Annotated in this window: 15 protein-coding genes; 8 read left to right on the plus strand and 7 right to left on the minus strand. The window is 68.2% G+C overall.

The annotated features are described in order from the left end of the window. The first annotated feature begins 51 nt into the window (after positions 1-51). On the plus strand, positions 52-3165 hold the full coding sequence (locus JYJ93_RS33775) for a hypothetical protein (RefSeq protein WP_206798642.1): 3114 nt from the start codon (positions 52-54) through the stop codon (positions 3163-3165). Here JYJ93_RS33775 and JYJ93_RS33780 read toward each other — a convergent pair. Both JYJ93_RS33780 and JYJ93_RS33785 read right to left on the minus strand, forming a co-directional pair. Beyond that, positions 3162-3737, minus strand: a complete 576-nt coding sequence (locus tag JYJ93_RS33780; RefSeq protein ID WP_206798643.1) for a class I SAM-dependent methyltransferase — start codon at positions 3735-3737, stop codon at positions 3162-3164. The genes JYJ93_RS33775 and JYJ93_RS33780 overlap by 4 nt on opposite strands. Before the next feature lie 3 nt (positions 3738-3740). Continuing rightward, the gene (locus JYJ93_RS33785) at positions 3741-4676 is read right to left on the minus strand and encodes a pyridoxal-phosphate dependent enzyme (protein WP_206798644.1); all 936 of its coding nucleotides are present in this window, start codon (positions 4674-4676) and stop codon (positions 3741-3743) included. A gap of 126 nt (positions 4677-4802) precedes the next feature. Here JYJ93_RS33785 and JYJ93_RS33790 point away from each other — a divergent pair, with 126 nt between their 5' ends. Next, entirely contained in the window at positions 4803-5702 is a 900-nt protein-coding gene (locus JYJ93_RS33790) for a LysR family transcriptional regulator (RefSeq protein ID WP_206798645.1), read from the plus strand. Between the two features lie 72 nt (positions 5703-5774). On the opposite strand, the gene JYJ93_RS33795 is transcribed toward JYJ93_RS33790, so the two are convergent. Continuing rightward, entirely contained in the window at positions 5775-6260 is a 486-nt protein-coding gene (locus JYJ93_RS33795; protein ID WP_206798646.1) for a hypothetical protein, read from the minus strand. 236 nt (positions 6261-6496) lie between these two features. Between JYJ93_RS33795 and JYJ93_RS33800 the strand changes: the two genes are divergently transcribed. The 3 genes from JYJ93_RS33800 to JYJ93_RS33810 all read left to right on the plus strand — a co-directional run bounded on the left by JYJ93_RS33800 (position 6497) and on the right by JYJ93_RS33810 (position 8511). Next, the gene (locus JYJ93_RS33800; protein WP_242544020.1) at positions 6497-7543 is read left to right on the plus strand and encodes a helix-turn-helix transcriptional regulator; all 1047 of its coding nucleotides are present in this window, start codon (positions 6497-6499) and stop codon (positions 7541-7543) included. A 119-nt stretch (positions 7544-7662) separates the two neighbouring features. After that, complete coding sequence (locus tag JYJ93_RS33805; protein WP_206798647.1) at positions 7663-8181, plus strand: putative immunity protein; 519 nt, start codon at positions 7663-7665, stop codon at positions 8179-8181. A 165-nt stretch (positions 8182-8346) separates the two neighbouring features. Beyond that, positions 8347-8511 (plus strand): hypothetical protein, encoded by a 165-nt coding sequence (locus JYJ93_RS33810; RefSeq protein WP_242544021.1) that lies wholly within the window; start codon positions 8347-8349, stop codon positions 8509-8511. 14 nt (positions 8512-8525) lie between these two features. Here the strand turns inward: JYJ93_RS33810 and JYJ93_RS33815 are convergent, their stop codons facing one another. Further along, on the minus strand, positions 8526-9653 hold the full coding sequence (locus JYJ93_RS33815; RefSeq protein WP_206798648.1) for an NAD(P)/FAD-dependent oxidoreductase: 1128 nt from the start codon (positions 9651-9653) through the stop codon (positions 8526-8528). A gap of 82 nt (positions 9654-9735) precedes the next feature. On the opposite strand from JYJ93_RS33815, the gene JYJ93_RS33820 reads away from it, so the two are divergent. Next, a complete protein-coding gene (locus tag JYJ93_RS33820) occupies positions 9736-10407 on the plus strand; it encodes a TetR/AcrR family transcriptional regulator (protein ID WP_206798649.1) in 672 nt (223 codons plus the stop codon). Between the two features lie 71 nt (positions 10408-10478). On the opposite strand, the gene JYJ93_RS40355 is transcribed toward JYJ93_RS33820, so the two are convergent. Beyond that, positions 10479-10739 (minus strand): hypothetical protein, encoded by a 261-nt coding sequence (locus JYJ93_RS40355; RefSeq protein WP_242544022.1) that lies wholly within the window; start codon positions 10737-10739, stop codon positions 10479-10481. 25 nt (positions 10740-10764) lie between these two features. On the opposite strand from JYJ93_RS40355, the gene JYJ93_RS33830 reads away from it, so the two are divergent. Continuing rightward, complete coding sequence (locus tag JYJ93_RS33830; RefSeq protein ID WP_269013093.1) at positions 10765-11682, plus strand: helix-turn-helix domain-containing protein; 918 nt, start codon at positions 10765-10767, stop codon at positions 11680-11682. 113 nt (positions 11683-11795) lie between these two features. Here the strand turns inward: JYJ93_RS33830 and JYJ93_RS40360 are convergent, their stop codons facing one another. Continuing rightward, a complete protein-coding gene (locus JYJ93_RS40360) occupies positions 11796-12041 on the minus strand; it encodes a hypothetical protein (protein WP_242544023.1) in 246 nt (81 codons plus the stop codon). Between the two features lie 36 nt (positions 12042-12077). Then, positions 12078-13835, minus strand: coding sequence for a hypothetical protein (locus JYJ93_RS40365; protein ID WP_242544024.1), 1758 nt, complete (start codon positions 13833-13835; stop codon positions 12078-12080). A gap of 198 nt (positions 13836-14033) precedes the next feature. Between JYJ93_RS40365 and JYJ93_RS33840 the strand changes: the two genes are divergently transcribed. Then, positions 14034-16985 carry a PQQ-dependent sugar dehydrogenase gene (locus JYJ93_RS33840; protein WP_206798652.1) on the plus strand — a complete coding sequence of 984 codons (2952 nt, stop codon included), beginning with the start codon at positions 14034-14036 and terminating at the stop codon, positions 16983-16985. The last annotated feature ends 240 nt before the right edge of the window (positions 16986-17225 follow it).

A 17225-nucleotide genomic window follows, 5' to 3' on the forward strand; every position in this document is an offset into this window, starting at 1 on the left:
GCATCCGTGGAGTCCCCCTCCACGCTGCTCTCGCGCCAGAACGGAACCTCCGTGCCCAGCTCGACCCCTCCCCCGACTCCGCCCCCCACCACTGAAGTCATCAGCATCCCCGTCGCCGAGCCACTCGACGTCAATGGTGACACGGGAGAGTTCCGCCTCATCCAGACCGGCTCCTCGCTGGTCATGGTCGGCGTCGATGATGACCAGAAGCTCCAGGGCTACGTCAGCGCCTCCACCGTCGCCTACCTGAGCCGTCCCCAGGGGAACCCGAAGCGGCTGGATCCCTGGACCCAGTTCACCATCGAGCCGGACTCCACGCAGTCCTCCCTCACCTTCCTGACGCAGAAGCGCATCGGCGTGGTCTCGCTCCGCGGCTTCATCTACGTCTTCTGGATCGACAACACGAACAACCTCCTGTGCGCGGTCCGGGTCGCCCCCGGCTCCACGCGCTCCACGACGGACTGGTGCCAGGTCTCACTGCCGCCGGCGGCGACGGGGGGCAGCAGGTCCCCCGTGAAGATCCTCTCCCACGGCGTGTCGGCCTGCACCGGCAAGGGCGAGACAGAGATCCTCCTCAACTACCTCGCCTGGGATTCCTCGCACAACGCGCTGCAGGTCTGCCACATCATCCTGGACACGGATGATTACAACCCCCTCACCAATGAATGGGGCTCCCAGATTCCGTCCTGGACCGTGGCGGCCCCCGCGACCAGTCCCACGCAGTCGTCCTCGACCGTCTCGCAGCTCGACGTCCGCACCATCCTCGTCACCCAGCCGGGCGCCACCCCCACCAGCACTCCCGTCAACTGCGTCATCGCAGCGCTGTGGGATGAAGCCCATGGCACCACGACCACCTTCTCCTGGACGTTGGACTCCGCCTGCCACGCCAGGCCCAGCTCCGCGCCGGCGCCCATGCTCCTCTCCTGGGCCAACTCGACCCGGAGCCGCAAGGCCCGGGGCACGGGGCTGGCGCTGGATCCCGCCGGACGGCTCGTTGCCCTGTTCGCGGACAGCAACACCACCAACAGCAGCAACTCCAACGCGATCTCCCTCGCCGTGATTCAAGACATCCGGCCGCTGCGCCAGATTGATACGTCGGCCGCGCCCATCTGGAAGGAGTACGGCAAGGTCTTCACGCAGGTGACCGAGGACACCGAAGGCCCCCTGTCGATGTGCTTCTCGGTCGGCTCCGTCCCTGAATCGACGGGCCAGGACACCTCCACCCTCCCCATCATCCTGGGGATGGCCTGGGTCCGCAGCGAGTACTCGGTGGGCTCGCCCATCCAGATGTCCTCCTTGAAGTATGGCGACTTCAAGCTGCAGAGCGCCCTCCACCCGCCGAAGCAGGAGAACAGCGGCAAGCGCCTGATCACCACCATCTGCGACCCCTTCCCCATGCCCATCCCGGCGCCGGAGGTCTGGGGCAACGCCAGCCCCGACGGCATGGCGGACTGGAACATGTTCGATTACGAGATGAACACGACCCAGGAGGACGTGATCCTGAATGACATCAACGTCTCCGCGAGCCTGGGCATCCAGTACTCCTCGAAGGAGACGGTCGCCGCGGGCGCCTTCGAGGGCTACAAGGCGGGCGTGAGCTGGGGCATCACCGCCAAGGCGGGCGGCTCGGGGCACCTCGCGTGGCAGGACGGGAAGTTCACGGCCCAGAGCATCAAGGTGCAGACGAAGGCCTACCGGCACCCGTACTACCCGCTCGACGACGCGTCCGCGTACCTCGTGCGTCCCTACGGGTGCTATTTCGGGCGCTCGCTGTTCTGGCTGCGCTCGCAGTACGGCACGGCGACGAACCTCGCCTTCAACCAGGACACCGCGTTCAGCCCGGCGCCGCTGGTCGTGGCCCACTGGCCCGTCGCCTCGGAGGACGCGGACGAGACCGCGGCGGGCGACTTCTTCAGCTACGCGTGCACGCCCGGCGTGGTCGACTCGTACACCGAGGCAGCCATCAACGCCCGGATGTTCAGCCTGTATACGGAGTGCGTGAACCGGCTGGCGGCCTCCGGCAAGACGCCGGCGCAGATCCAGCAGATCTTCACGGCGCCGGACGGGACCGACCTCAGCACCTTCTACACGGGCAACAACTACGTCGCCGCGGTCGTGGAGAAGTACGGCACCGAGACCAACATCAACGGCCAGAAGTACCTCAAGTTCGCCATGAGCGGCGGCTCGGTGTGCGACGGGCAGTACCGGGTGTCGAGCGGGCAGACCACCGGCTTCGGCGTCCACCTGGACGTCAACATCTACGCGGGCTTCGTCCAGACGTCGGAGATCGGCAACGCGGACCAGATGGGCATCGCCGCCAGCGGAGAGACCTACCTGGGCGGGACGTTCGACTTCTCGTTTTCGTACAAGCGCGACACCACGAGCAACAGCTCGAGCGGCGTCGGCGTCTACACCTACCTGAACACGCTGGCGCCCACGCAATCGCTGTCCGCCCGGCTGTACATCCTCAAGGAGGCGTACCTCTGGGCGCTCGAGCTACAGTACTTCCCGGCCATCGCGCGTGACTGGTACCTCCAGGCGCTCAGCAACGCCAAGGCCCAGGGGGAGTTCACCTCTCCGACGGAGCAGCCGAACCTGGACATGCTCGCCGGCACCACGTCGGCGGACAACCTGCTGCTCTACGAGCAGTCGCTGCCCACGCGCTTCATGTTCGTCGTCACGGGCTGGGACCAGGGGCCGCTCCAGTTGACGCCCAAGAACGTGCCCAAGGACCTGCCCGGTGGCTACGACATCACCACCTTCAACACCGGCGTCCCGGATGGCGCCACCTTCAACCTGCCGGGGCCCTGCGACGTGGCCTACGGGGCGAACGGCCACTTCCGCTTCATCCCGGGGGTGACGGGCGCCATCACATTCAACACCGCGACCTTCGGCGATCCTCAATCCGGTGGGGCGAACCTGGGCTACTACCGGCAGGTCGGCTACCCCAACCGCAAGGCGTACAACGTGCCGCAGTCCTTCACCCGGGTCTGCGGCGAGGGATCGACGACGAACCTGGGGACCGAGCCGGTGACGGTGGCGTTCGGCATCGGCACGAGCTGGAACGTGGTCGGAGGCTTGACGGGGACCGTCACCGCCTCGGACGCCACGTTCGGAGATCCGGCGCGCGGGAGCGGCAAGGAGCTCCGGGTCCTCCAGGATTAGCCGGGCGTGCGCGACAGGTAATAGACGTTCCCGCCCGGGTCCGTATGGGTCTCTTCCAACGACAGCCCGTGCGCGCGCAGCAGGTCGCGATACCCGTCGACGCTGTATGAGTGATAACGGAACGGCACGCCGTCCATCGGCGTGCCGTCCATGGAGCCGTGGGCGTCGCCCGAGGTGAACAGGAACGCGGCGCCAGGCTTCAGGGCCCTCGCGATGTTTGCGATGGCGTGTGCCTGCGCTTCGTGGCGCAGGTGGAACAGGACGCCCCAAGCGATCGCGGCGTCGAACGCCCGCTCCGGCAGCTCGCAGGACTCGATGGGCGCACAGCGCACCGGCACGTGGGGGAAGTTCACCTGGAAGCGCGCCAGCAACTCCCGGGAGCTGTCCACGGCCATCACCTGACAGCCGTGCTCCACCAGCACCCGCGTCAGCGGCAGCCCCGTGCCACAGCCAACGTCCAGCACCGAGGCGCCTGCGGGCAGTGAAGCCGCGAGCGCCGTCACTTCCGGGACGCCCATGGGGCCCGCGCGGTGGGCGGCATACCAGTCCGCGATCAAATCGTACTCGTGCACGCGTCAGGCTCCTCCAGGCCCCCGGTCCCTGCGGCTCAATGCCTGCAGAGACTCTACCGTGGCCGTGACGCCACCACAGACAATCACCGCGATGCTTGACGCGGCGGCAAGCGCCGGGGACTCCGCGTCGAGCGCCGCCAGCGCGGCCCCGCACGCGGGCTCCACCAGGATCCGGTGCTCATCGAGGAACCGCAGGGAGGCCGCCACCGCCGCCGCATCGGACACGACGAGGTTCTCGATCTCATGGCGTGGCACCCACGCCATCGCCGCGTCGCAAGGCCGCTTCGCGCCGAGCGACGTGGCGATGCTCGAGATCGCTGGCAGCTCATGGGGCCGCCCCTGCGCGACCGAGCGCGCATAGCAGTCAGCACCCTGGGTCTCGACCGCGACGACCGGCACATCGCCCCAGCCATTGCGCGCCATCCCTTCCAGCACGCCACACAGCAGCCCGCCGCCGCCCACCGCCAGCACGACCGCGCCGGGCTTGGGCCCGGCCGCCGCCATCTCGTCGACCATCGTTGAGTGGCCCCGCCACAGCAGGGGTTCGTCGAAGGGGTGCACGAACGCGTCGTCCGAGCCGAGCACGGATTGGGCCAACGTGTTCGCCTCCGCCCATGACGCACCGTGGACGATCAACTCCGCGCCTTCGAGGCGGATCAGGTCGCGGGCGCGCGCGGACGTGCTCTCCGGGACCACGACAAGCACGGGCACGCCGAGCTCGCGCCCCGCATAGGCGACCGCGATGCCCGCGTTGCCGCCCGATGACGACACGAAGCGGCGGGCGCCTGCCGCGAGCCGCGCCTCGCACACCGCACCGACGCCGCGCAGCTTGAACGAGCCGGACGGCTGCAGCGCATCGAGCTTGAGCAGGACATGCTTGCTCAGCCGGCGGGACGCCGCGGGTGAACGGACATAGGGAGTCTGGAGATGGAGGGGCATGGGGCGAGGTGTGACCAGACGTCCGCGGCGCGCGGACTGGGGTCACGACGCTGGCCAACCTACGGCGTTCCACCCATACTTCCCAATACCCTTCGAGGCATCAGGCCATGCCTTCCAGGTATACCCATGAGACAGGTCGAACTGCGCCATCTGCGCTACTTCGTGGCGGTCGCCCAGGCCGGCAGCATGGTGGCCGGCGCCCGCGCGGTCGGGATCGTGCAGCCCGCGCTTTCCCGGCAGATCCGCGAGCTGGAGGAGGCGATCGGCACTCCGCTGTTGCTCCGCCGCTCGACGGGCGTCGCGCTCACCGCGGCCGGCGCGAGCTTCCTGCGGGACGCCACCCGCATGCTCTCCGAGCTGCAAGGCAGCCGCGACCGTGCGCTGCGCAGCGCGGCCGGCCAGCTTGGCGAGCTGCGCCTGGGTGTGCTGCCGAACTACTTCCCGTTGCCCCTGGTGTCGGACGTGCTCAAGGCCTTCCGGCACACCTGCCCGGACGTCATGCTGTCGATCTCTCCCATGCTGTCGTCCGAACAGGGGGCCGCGCTCGCGCGGGGCGAGCTCGATGGCGGCATCATGGCGTGGCGGCAGGAGGTGGCGCCGCGGCTGTCAGGGATGCGGTTGCTGCGCGACCGGTTCGTCCTCGCGATGCGGTCCACGCCGGGCCAGCGCGTCCGCGCGCCCCGTCAACTGGCCGAGCTCGCGGACGCGCCGTTCATCTGGTTCGACCCACTGCGGTCCGCCGCTCAGCACCGGTTCCTGCTGGAGCAGTGCCGGCAGGCCGGCTTCACGCCGCGCATCGCGCAGGTGGGCAGTGACATCCCGACGCTCATCGGGCTCGTCGCGGCCGGGATGGGTTACGCCTTCGTGCCGGAGAGCACCGCACCGATGTGCCCGCGCACGGTGCGGCTGGTCGCGCTCGACGAGCTCGCCAGCCGCTTCGACGTCGAGTTCGTCTACGACGGCCAGGCGGACTCGCCGGTCGTGCGGCAATTCCTCGCGGCGTTGCGCACGACCGTCAACGCGTGAGCGGGACCGCGCAGCGGGCGGAGTCAACGGCCCGGCCCGGGGCAGGAGCCTGTGCGGTGGGGCTCCGCGTGTTCAGCGGCTGATCCAGGAGGACTTGCCGGTGCAGATGCCCATCCGTTTGAAGAACGCCAGGTCGAGCGTCGCCCCCTTGTCGTCGACCGTGGCCACCAACTGCACGGTGTCGCCGAGCTTGTTCGCGGGAATCTTGACGGTCGCCCCAGCCTCCAGATGGCCACGCAGCTCGAAGACGACGTCCTGCGTCGACGCGTTGATGACGACGATCCCCGCCACCGGCTTCGCGATCTCCACCAGGACGGAATCCGCCGTGGTCTTGATGCCGCCCATCGTTTCGCCCTGGTCGCCCGAGCCGCTGCCCTTGGGCGAGTAGGTCGTCTCGTGCCAGTTGCCCTCCGCGTCGAAGTAGCCAGCCCAGACAGCCTCGTGGGCCTGGTCGTAGAGGACGACCTTGTCGCCCGTCTCTTTCGTGTACCAGCCTGCAGGAAGGGCTTCCGCCGTTCCGGCCAGGAACACACCCACCGCCAGAACACATACAAACATTTGATTCCGCATTGTCTCTCTCCTTGGCATACAGCGAGGCCGTCGCCGTGAGCACCGGCTTGAGAAACGTACGGGAGCCTGTCTGGGGCGGGCATCACCCATAGGGGTGACACCGCCGCGCGTGATAAAGTCATCCCGGGGTTCGTGCCCACGACCAGGTCCAGACGTGGAGAAAGGCCATACGCGTGAAAGGCCCTTTGGATTCCATTCAGCGTGAGCGGGTGCTCCTGGAGGTCATGACCGCGCTGACCAGCTCGCTCGACCTGCGGGAGGTCTTCTCGGAGGCCCACGGGATCCTGTCGCGCGTGCTGGCCGCGGACTTTGGTGCGCTTTGCGTGTCCAGGCCCGGTGAGCCCGGCCAATACGACTGGCCCATGATCCAGGACATGCCCCAGGTCTTCTTTGACCGCTACCCGGAGATTTCAGACGAGTGTTTCGTGAGCGCCTCGGTCATCCAGCAGCCCAACACCGTCCTGCGGGACTCCGAGATGCTGTCTCGCCAGGAGATGCACAACAGCGCCATGTATTCGATCTGCCTGGAGATGAACATGCGGGTGGAGCGCGTCATGTCCGTGGCGCTGGACATGGGCCTTGGCTGGCACAGTGGCTTCACCCTGTACCGGGACAACCGGAAGGCCTTCTCCGAGCAGCAGCGGGCCTTCCTCCAGCGCCTGACGCCCAGCCTGGCCCGGACGGTTCGCAACTGTCTCCTGCTGGGAGACCTGAACCAGCAGGGAGACCTCCTGGACCAGCTGTTCCGGCACACAGGCTTTGAGAGCGTCGTGCTGAGTCCTCCCAACGCTGAACTGATGCGCACGCCTCGCGCCACGGCGCTGCTCCATCGCTGGTTCTCCGAGGCGCCGTGTGGCCGTTTCGGTCTGCCAGACGTCCTGCTGGCGGCGCTGGAGCGGATGAGCCGCTCCAGCCAGCGGATGATCTCCGGACAGGACATCCTGACGTTCCGGCGGCCGGGGCGGAGCCTGAAGGTGACCTTCCTTCCGTTGCCGGCCCATTCCGGGAGGACGTCCTGGGCGCTGTTGTTCCAGGAGGTATCCCACTCCGTCCAGGTTCCCACCGAGTGGCGCACGCGGCTCACCCGGCGCGAGCTGGACGTGGTGGAGCGCGTCTTGAATGGCTGGGACAACCAGACCATCGCCGAGGACATGGGGAGTTCGCTGAACACGTTGAAGACGCATTTGAAGCGGGTCTTCGTCAAGCTGGCCGTGCCCAGCCGGGCCAAGCTGATCCTCCTCGCGCAGGAGCAGAGCGCCGACTGGATGTAGGCGGAGATGGGGTCCCTCTCGAAGACGTACCGGGCTGTCAGCAGCGCGTCCGCGGGATGTCGTCCCTTCCATCAGCAATCCCCTCGTGCCGACGATGGAGGCCGGGCGAGAATCGCGCCATGCCGATCCTGCCCAAGGAGCGAGATCCCCGGTTGATCACCCTTCGTCGTGGCGGGAGCCTGACGGACGAGGACCACCACCTGCTCGCGGAGTGGGCCGCGCTCTGCGCGGAGCACGTCCTACCCCTCTTCGAGAAGGCGTGCCCTGGGGACACGCGCCCCCGTGACGCCATCGCCGTGGGACGGGCGTGGATCCGGGGCGAGGTGCCAATGCGTGACGCCCACAAGACCGCGTTCGTGGCCAACGCCGCGGCGCGTGGGGCGCCGGACCCGGCGAAGTTCGCGGCGCTCGCGGCAGGCCAGGCGGTGGCCGTCGCCCACGTCGCCGCGCACTACCTGGGCGCGGCGGCATACGCCCTCCGTGCCGCCGCCGCGTCGGTCTCCGGGGATGACGCGGAAGGGGCTCGCCTGAAGGAGCTCGGGTGGCAGCGCAAGCGCATCCCCACCCACCTCCGCGAGTTCGTCCTCGAAGACCAGCGTGCGCGGAACGACATCTGCTGGGGCGTCTTCACCGGGTGACGCAGGCCCAGGGAACCGCCGCGCGGGTCCAGGCGTCCACAGGCGCATGGTTCCCCTCCTGCTGCTCGTCGCCCTTGCCCCTCTCGACACGGAGCCCGGGGCCTCACGTCCAGCGCGGGGCTCTACGTCGTCGGGTTCCTCTGGAACGACAGCGCGAAGGTTTGGATGTGTCACGCGTCCTACCTGGGCGACGCCAGGGTCGTCTGCGAGGACGCGCTCACCTCCCCCGCGATGGTGTCGCGCCACCACGTCGTCGGGAAGCTGCTCGATGACGGGATGATGGACGCCTGGCTGAAGGGGCAGGAGCTCCCCACCTTCATCCCGGAGTAGCGTCACGCTTCCGGTCAGGCCGACGCGCCGGTCAGCAGGCGGATCAGCCCCTGCGGTGCGTTGGCGTCGTTGAAGCAGAGGTCGTGGATTTTCGCGGCCTCGGCGGAGGCATCCACGCTCCGGAGGAACAGCGCCGCCTCGTATCCGGCGAGCGCGGCTTCAAGGTCGTCCCGGTGCGCGGCAATGGCCTTGCCCAGCTCGGCGCCGTCGTACATCGCCAGGTTGGCGCCCTCACCGTCGGGCGGATTCAGGTGCGCGGCGTCTCCGAGCAGCGTCACCCCGGGCACGCGCTTCCACCGGTGTCCGGGCGGGAGCGCATGGATCTTCCGGAGGACGGGGGCTGTCTCACCGTCGGTGATCAGCGCGGTGAGCCCTGGCGCCCAGCCGTCGAACTCCGCCGCGACCCGGGCCTTCACCGCCTTCGGGTCGGCGAAGTCGATGCCCGCGAACCACTCCTGCGGCCGGGTGAGCGCGACGTAGGTGTGCAGGGTCCCGTGGGGCTCGCGGTGGGCGAGGATGGCCTTGCCGGTCGCGAGCGCGTAGAGGGCTCCGCCTCCGACCATCTTCGCGCTGGCCGGGTGGCGTACGTCGGCGTCGAGCAGGTAGGTCTCGATGAACGAGGTGCCGACGTACTCGGGCTTCGCGTCGGACAGCAGCGGCCTGACCTTCGACCAGGCACCGTCCGCACCGACCACGAGGCTCGCCGTCGCGCTGAATCCGTCCGCGAACGTCAGCGCGTGCTGCCCGTCGCCGAGCGGGCGGATGGACGAGAGCTTGCGTCCCCACTGCACGGTGCCTTCGGGCAGTGAATCGAGGAGGATGCGCCGCAGCTCACCGCGAGGCACCTCGGGGCGGATACCGCCGCCGTCGTCGGGCTGGTCGAGCAGGACCACGCCGCGCGGGTCGAGGATCCGCGACGCCTCGCCGCCTTCATGGATGATCCGGCGGAACGCGTCGAACAGCCCGGCCTCCTTCAACGCGAGCTGCCCGTTGTAGTCATGGATGTCGAGCATGCCGCCCTGCGTGCGCGCATCGGCTGATGCATCGGCCTCGTAGACGGTGGCGGCGATGCCGTGGACGTGCAGGACGCGAGCGAGCGTCAGCCCGCCCAGGCCCGCGCCAACGATGGCAATGGAGGTCATCTGGAACCTTTCAAGACAGCCAATGGAACGACGTTCCATTTACCACAGTGGAACGCCGTTCCAATCCTGTCAAGATGGGGCCATGGCCAAGGCACGACGCGGAGCGGAACGGCGTGAGGACGCGCTCTCACGCGAGCGGATCGTCGACGCGGCGATCACGCTGCTCGACGAGCAGGGAGAGGACGGGTTGACCTTCCGGGCGCTGGCCACGCGGCTGGCCACGGGGGCTGGCGCCATCTACTGGCACATCGCGAACAAGGACGAGCTGCTCGTCGCCGCCACCGACGCAGTCATCGCCCGCGCGATGGCCACTGTCCCCGCCTCCGCTACGCCGCGGGAGTCGATTCGCGGGCTCGCCGTCGGCCTGTTCGAGACCATCGACGCGCATCCGTGGGTGGGGACGCAGCTCTCCCACGCTTCGTGGGAGGCCCCGATGCTGCGCATCTTCGAACGCATCGGACGACAGCTCCAGGCGATGAAGGTTCCGGACAGCGCCTGGTTCACGGCGGGGTCGGCACTGATGAGCTACATCGTTGGCGTGAGCATCCAGAACGCCGCGAACGGCCGCCTGTTCGACCCGTCCGTGAACCGCGTGGATTTCCTCAACACGGTGTCTGCCCGGTGGAAGGAGCTCGACGCGAACGAGTATCCGTTCACCCGCAGAATCGCGGCCCAACTGCCCGGGCACGACGACCTCGCCGAGTTCCTCGCCGGCATCGATCTCATCCTGAAGGGGATCGAGGCCTCCCGCTGAAGAGGGGTCCCATGGCGTCCACGGGTGCGACTGAAAACCAGGTGAAGTTCTGGACGGAGCCCGCCCTGGAGTCAGTCGAGTATCTGCACGCGGAGTACCGGGACTTCGCCTTCCCGGCTCACTTCCATGAGGCCCATGCCATCGGAATCATCGAGCGAGGCGCCCAGCGCTTCCGCCCGGGCCGGTCCTCTCCTCTGTTGATGCCTGAAGGCTCCCTGTGCGTCATCCATCCCGGGATGGTCCACGAAGGACATGGCGGCGTCGAAGGCGGCTGGCGCTATCGGATGTTCTACCCGTCCGCGGCGCTCGTCCTTCGCGCGCTTGAAAGCCACCAGAGCCCCCTCCTTCGATGGCCACGTGTTGCTGGACCGCTCGCTGTACCGGCGATTCGAAGCCCCCCACCGAGCCTCGCAAGGCGCCGAGGACCTGCTGGAGCGGGAGAGCCGCACACTCCTGTTCCTGCGCGAGCTGTTCACGCGCCATACCGCTGCCCCCGCGGGCTCCAGGCGCTTGCATGACCCACGAACCGTCTCGCGGGTCAGACAATCCCTTCACGACAGGTTCTCGGAGAACATCCGCATCTCGGAGCTGGCTGCCGAATCGGGAGTCTCCGAGACCCAGGTGATCCGTTCATTCAGCGCCGCCACCGGGCTTGCTCCGCACGCGTATCTCATCGCGCCGCGGGTGGAGCGGGCCAAACACTTCATCCGCCTCGGGATGCCGCTGGTGGAGGTCACGGCGCTCGCCGGGTTCCCGGACCAGAGTCATCTGACGCGACACTTCAAGCGCATCACCAGCATCACGCCTGGCGCCTTCGCCAGGATGGCGGGCCGCAGGCAAGGAACGTTCAAGACACCCCTCGCCAAGGGGAGGCAGAGAGAACACATGAACCTGCCCCTCCCTTCGCGCCTCATCCCGCTGTCCAGTGATACGGAGAGCAAGCCGACTCCGGCCATGCGCCAGGCCGTCGCGAGCGCCGAGGTCGGCGACGAGCAGCATGGCGAAGATCCCACGGTGAACCTGCTGCAAGAGCGCGTCGCGGCGCTCCTGGGCAAGGAGGCTGCGCTCTGGTTCCCGGGGGGACGATGCGCAACTTCGTCGCCATCAAGGTCCACACCCGGCCAGCGGACGCGGTCATCGCGGACGGGATGGCCCACATCATCCGGGCGGAATCGGGAGGCGTTGCCTTCAGCTCTGACGTGCTGGTGGAAAGGATTCCGACGGAGCGAGGCATCCTCACCGCGGACGAACTGCGGCAGGCCCTGGCGCGCGTGAAGACCGTGCCCTCGCCTTACGGGCCTATCGCCAGGCGGGTGTGCGTCGAACAAGGGCTCGCGGTCCACATGGATGGAGCACGCCTGTTCAATGCATGCGTCGCCAGCGGCGTTTCAGCCGCCCGGTTCGCGGCCCAGGTCGACACCCTCTGGGTCGACTTCACCAAGGGCCTGGGCGCTCCCATCGTGGCGATACTCGCTGGCAGCAAGGACTTCATTGCCCAGGCACGGCGCTACAAGCACGTCTTCGGCGGGGCGATGCGCCAGGCCGAGGACCACGCGAACGCCCAGAAACTGGCCGGCGGCCTCGCGCGAATTCCAGGCATCCTGGCTGAGGACGCCCCACCTCGAAACCAACATGGTGTTCTTCGATGCCAGCGGCCCGGGCCTGTCGAATCAACCTCCGCGAACGTCCTCCGGCCACTTGCGCTCCACGCCGGTGGGGTTCTGACTGTACAGCTCCGCGAGCCGGGCCTTCACCTCTTCCACGGTGCCGACGATGACGTAGCTCCGCGTCTTGATGTCCTCCGGCACGCCGCCCGTCATGCCGAAGGTGACGCCGAGCTTGGTGCAGTCGTCCGTGGGGTCGTCGAGGTCGAACTGGTGCAGGCGGTACTGGAGGTCCGGCCGTTCCTCGTCCGGCGACCAGATGGCCATGGCGCGATCGCCCTCGTTCGTGGCGACGATGAGCGGCACGTTGCCCCCCTCGTCCGGGAAGCCCTTCCTCTCCTCCGGGGGCTTCGGGGGCTCCGAGTGGATCCGGTCGTACTCGCGCGTCTCACCCGTCGCGGGGTCGAAGCGGTAGTGCTTCTCGAACTCGCCGTTGAGGTAGGCGGTGGGGGCCTCGACGTAGGCCTTGTCGTGAGGGGCGGCGAGGTGGATGTGGCTGTCGTACTGGATGACGTTGTCGTGACCGCCCACGCCGACGGTGATGTCCTTGGTGAGGGTGTCCGCTGAAACCAGGGTCTCGTTCACGGCGTGGGTGACGCTGTTGTACGGGCCCGCCTCCTCTCCCGGCTCCAGCCAGTAGGCGGGATGCACGGTGCTGCTCATGCGGCCGGGCTCCGCGCCGTAGCCAATCACCTGCGTCGTGGAGATGGGCTTCGAGCCGTTCCGGTTGCTCCCCGCCTCGGTGGGCATCAGGGCCTCGTCGTAGCCGTCCAGGGAGTAGGCCACCTGCATCTGCCGGCCGTGGTCCTTGTTGTTGATGTACTCCTTGCCTCCGTAGAAGAGGCTGGTGACAGCGCCGCCGTGACTCGCGGAGGTGCCCATCCGCACCGTCGCGTTGCCGAAGGAGGTGTCTCCGTTCAGCGGGCCCGTGGTGCCGTAGGGGCCCGTGGGCTGCTGGACGCCCCCCGGGTCCTGCGTCGGGCGCGCGGTCATGTCCCCGCCGGGCCACGCGGTGCCCAGGCGCTGTCCGTCCTTGGAGAAGGCCTGCACCTTGCCACCGAGGTCCGCGAGGTAGCCGTTCTGGAACTCCTGGAAGGGCACCCGGTCGGGCTTGCCGGCGGCGACCCGGTCGTCGCGGAACGCCTTCACCATCGGATCATCGAGGAAGGGCGGGCGGGTGCGCACCGCGTCCTCGAGGCCGGAGTTGGGGTAGCCCAGGAGGGAGTTGGTGCCCTGGCGGCCGTTCGTGAAGGTGTCGTCCGAGTAGGCCTTGCAGATGTCGCCATGCACCTCGAAGGACACCCACTGGTTACGGTCCGAAGGGTTCAAGGTCTGGCCCGGAGGCGGACGGCAGAAGGCGTAGAGCTGCATCTGCCGCTCGCCGGTGGCGGGGAAGTCCTGGAAGAAGGCGGGGACGTTCTCGTTGCCGGGCACCGTGGAGCGGCCCGCGGGATACACGGGCGAGCGGGAGCCATGCATGACCTGGTCGGCGGCGATGTCCGGCAGGGTGGTGCCACGCTTGCGGGTGAGCTCGGCGTCGGCGTTGCCCCTGAACTGCTCGCACCAGGCCTGCCAATCCTCGACGGATGCATTGGAGACGTCCGGAGGAGGCGTGGGCTCGGGCAGGGCCCTGGAGGTCGTGGACGCCGAGGGGCGGGACTGCGGCTCGAAGCTGCTGCGGGAGAACAGCTCCCGGAGCATGCGCTCGGCGGTGGAGTCCTGCGACGTCGCTGGCTGCGCAGCGGTGTCCGGGCCCGAAGACACCCGGACACCATTCAGAGCCGATTGGAAACGAGAGATTCCATCCATGTGAGCCTCCCCCCGAGGCATGCCGCGAGATGCGATGCACTCATGACGATGGGAGGGAGAATCCATTGCCGAATTGCTGAATCGGCCCCAGTCGAACAGGCCTTCAGTGTAAACCTGGAAAAACCAACCTACGTTCGACCGGGAGCAGCAGCGATGCCAGGAATGAGTGTCCGAGCGGAGTCCCCCCTACCGCTCTTCGTCATGTGCGCGGTCTTTGGCCTCCTCGTGGGCTGCTCGACGGAGTCGCCGCCGGAGCTGGCGGTCGCGCGAGCGGGCGCGGTCATTCAAGAGCCCAACTTCGCCGACTCGGTCTTCGTCAGTGGCCTCCAGGGCCCCACGACCATGACCTTCGCGCCCGACGGGCGGCTGTTCATCTCGGAGAAGAATGGCTCGCTGCGGGTCGTCGTGAACGGCCAGCTGCTGGCGACTCCGTTCATGACGCTCGCCGTGGATACCGACAACGAGCGTGGGCTGATGGGCGTGGCGTTCGACCCCAACTTCGACAGCAACCACTACCTGTATGTCTATTACACGTCGGTCGCGGGCAGCATCCACAACCGGGTCAGCCGCTTCACCGCGAACGGCAATGTCGTGGTTCCCGGAAGCGAGCTCGTGCTGGCCGACTTTCCGACGCTGGACGCCGCCAACCACAACGGCGGCGCGGTTCGCTTCGGACTCGACGGCAAGCTCTATGTCTCCGTCGGAGAGAACGCGGTCTCGTCCAACTCGCAGAGCCTGAACACGCCGCTCGGCAAGCTCTTGCGCTTCAACCCGGACGGCAGCATCCCCACGGACAATCCCTTCTATGCGGCCGCCACCGGGCTCGCCAAGGCGACCTGGGCGATGGGGCTGCGCAACCCCTTCACCTTCGACGTACAACCCGGCACGGGAATCCTGTTCATCAACGACGTGGGCGAAGGCGGCTGGGAGGAGATCAACCGCGGCCAGGCCGGCGCCAACTACGGCTGGCCGATGACGGAGGGCTATTTCACCAACCGCCCGGAGCTCACGCAGCCGTTCTTCGCGTACCCGCATGGCTCCGGCACGGCCGCCGGCAACTGCATCGCGGGCGGTGCCTTCTACAATCCCCCCGTCACGGCGTTTCCCAGCGCGTACGTCGGCCAGTACTTCTTCGCGGACTACACCAACAACTGGATTTCACGCATCGACCCGAACACCGGTGCGCATTCACTGTTCGCGACGGCCACCCCGGGGCCCGTGGACCTGGATGTCGGGCCGGATGGCGCGCTCTATTACCTGGCGCGCGGCTCGGGCCAGGTGGGCCGCATCGCCTACACGGCCTCGTTGCCGCCGAGCATCGCGCAGCAGCCGGCGAGCACGTTGGTCTCCGTTGGCGACCCGGCGGCCTTCACGGTGTCCGCGAGCGGCGAGCCTCCCCTCGCCTACCGGTGGCAGCGCAACGGCGTGGACATCCCCGGCGCGACCTCGCCGGCCTATGAGCTGACCGCCACGCAGCTCTCCGACAGCGGCGCGCGCTTCCGCGTGGTCGTGACCAACGGGCTGGGCTCGGCCACCAGCGCCGAGGCCGTGCTGACGGTGACGTCCAACAAGCCGCCGGTGGCCACCATCGTCACGCCGGCCACGGGCGCGACGTACACCGCGGCCACGAACCTGACGTTCTCCGGCTCGGCCAGCGACCTGGAGGATGGCGCGCTGCCGCCGAGCGCGATGACCTGGAACATCACCTTCCACCACGACACCCACACGCACCCGGCCATGGCTGATACCGTCGGCGTCGCGAGCGGGAGCTGGCCCATCCCGAACATCGGCGAGAGCTCCGCCAACGTCTGGTATCGCGTGCGGCTCACGGTGCGCGACTCGATTGGCCTCACCCACACGACATATCGCGACGTCCACCCCGTCACGGTCCCGCTCACGGTGACCAGCGTGCCGAGCGGGCTTCAGGTGTTGATGGACGGGCGGCCGTTCCCGGCGCCGCACGAGACGACGGGCGTGGTCGGGGTCATCCGCTCCGTGGGCGTGGAGTCGCCGCAGTATGCGAACGGGAAGTTCTGGGCGTTCTCGTCATGGTCCGACGGCGGCGCGCAATCCCATACCTTCACCACGCCTGGCAGCGCGGCCACCTACACCGCCCTGTTCGCCGAGACCTCGGGCGGGAGCTGCTATCAGATCCAGAGCGAGCGCTCCGACAAGTGGCTCACCGTCGACACCGCGGGCAAGGTCGTCGCCAGCAGCACGACGCAGGCGGGCGGGCAGATCTTCCAGCTCGTTCCGAACGGAACCCAATACAAGCTCAAGGGCTCCGGCGACGCGTTCATGACAGTGGTGGCGAACCAGCTCACGATGGGAGCCAACTTCACCAGCGGGGAGTCGTTCACCCGGATTGCCTGCGGCTACGGCGGGCGCACGCGCGTCGGCTTCCAGGCCTCCGTGGGGAGCGCGCCCCATTGGAAGGAGACCACGACGGGCGGCCCCATCCAGAGCGGTGACGGCGGCAATGGCGGCGCCTGCAATGCGGCGGATGGCGGAGCCTGGGAGGGCTTCTACCTTGAACCGGTGGCCTGCCCGGGCAGCGGCACCGGCCCCGTGTGCGGCAATGGCACGGTCGAGAGCGGCGAGCAGTGCGACGATGGCAACACCCAGCCGGGCGATGGCTGCGATGCGACCTGCCACACCGAGGCCAGCGGCAGCGCGGGCTGCTTCCGCATCCAGAGCGAGCGCACCGACAAGTGGCTCACCGTCGATGGCGCGGGCAAGGTGGCCGCCCTGGGCACGACGCAGACCAGCGGCGAAGTCTTCGAGCTCGTCACCAGCGGCGCGAAATACAAGCTCAAGGGGACGAGCGGCGCGTACCTGGCGGTGGTCGCGGATCAGCTCACCGTGAACGCCTCGCTCGGCACGGCGGAGGCGTTCACCCGCCACGCATGCGGCGTCTTCGGCGGCCGCGATCGCTATGGCTTCGAATCAACGACTGGCACCGCGCGCAACTGGAAGGAGAACACCCCCGGCGCCCCCATCCAGAGCGGCAACGGCGGCAACGTGGGCATCTGCAATCCCACGGACACGGGTGCGTGGGAGGCCTTCTACCTCGAGCCCGCGACCTGCCTCTCATCCGGTCAGTAGCGGCCTCCTACCCGGAGGTCTGCCATTAGCGTAGGCTGCGGCCGACGGCTGGGGATGGGCCAAGGCGTCCCCCCGCCGGTTTCAGGAGCCTCCTACACATGTTTCGCGACAGCCGTTTCCCGTCCCCGCCCTCTTTCCGGGCCAGGCTCTGGCCCCTGTTGTTGGGCCTGCTGTGGCTTCACTGCAGTCCCGCGGCGCCTTCCACCGAGGAATCCCTGGCGCGGCCCTCCCAGCAAGGAC

The sequence above is a fragment of the Corallococcus sp. NCSPR001 genome (assembly GCF_017309135.1).
GTDB lineage: Bacteria > Myxococcota > Myxococcia > Myxococcales > Myxococcaceae > Corallococcus.

Bases quoted from the DNA above. Each gene is read 5' to 3' on its own strand.
- JYJ93_RS33785 (WP_206798644.1), bottom strand. From the start codon at position 4,676: ATGCCCCTCCATCTCCAGACTCCCTATGTCCGTTCACCCGCGGCGTCC.
- JYJ93_RS33790 (WP_206798645.1), top strand. From the start codon at position 4,803: ATGAGACAGGTCGAACTGCGCCATCTGCGCTACTTCGTGGCGGTCGCC.
- JYJ93_RS33795 (WP_206798646.1), bottom strand. From the start codon at position 6,260: ATGTTTGTATGTGTTCTGGCGGTGGGTGTGTTCCTGGCCGGAACGGCG.
- JYJ93_RS33800 (WP_242544020.1), top strand. From the start codon at position 6,497: ATGACCGCGCTGACCAGCTCGCTCGACCTGCGGGAGGTCTTCTCGGAG.
- JYJ93_RS33805 (WP_206798647.1), top strand. From the start codon at position 7,663: ATGCCGATCCTGCCCAAGGAGCGAGATCCCCGGTTGATCACCCTTCGT.
- JYJ93_RS33810 (WP_242544021.1), top strand. From the start codon at position 8,347: ATGTGTCACGCGTCCTACCTGGGCGACGCCAGGGTCGTCTGCGAGGAC.
- JYJ93_RS33815 (WP_206798648.1), bottom strand. From the start codon at position 9,653: ATGACCTCCATTGCCATCGTTGGCGCGGGCCTGGGCGGGCTGACGCTC.
- JYJ93_RS33820 (WP_206798649.1), top strand. From the start codon at position 9,736: ATGGCCAAGGCACGACGCGGAGCGGAACGGCGTGAGGACGCGCTCTCA.
- JYJ93_RS40360 (WP_242544023.1), bottom strand. From the start codon at position 12,041: ATGTTGGTTTCGAGGTGGGGCGTCCTCAGCCAGGATGCCTGGAATTCG.
- JYJ93_RS33840 (WP_206798652.1), top strand. From the start codon at position 14,034: ATGCCAGGAATGAGTGTCCGAGCGGAGTCCCCCCTACCGCTCTTCGTC.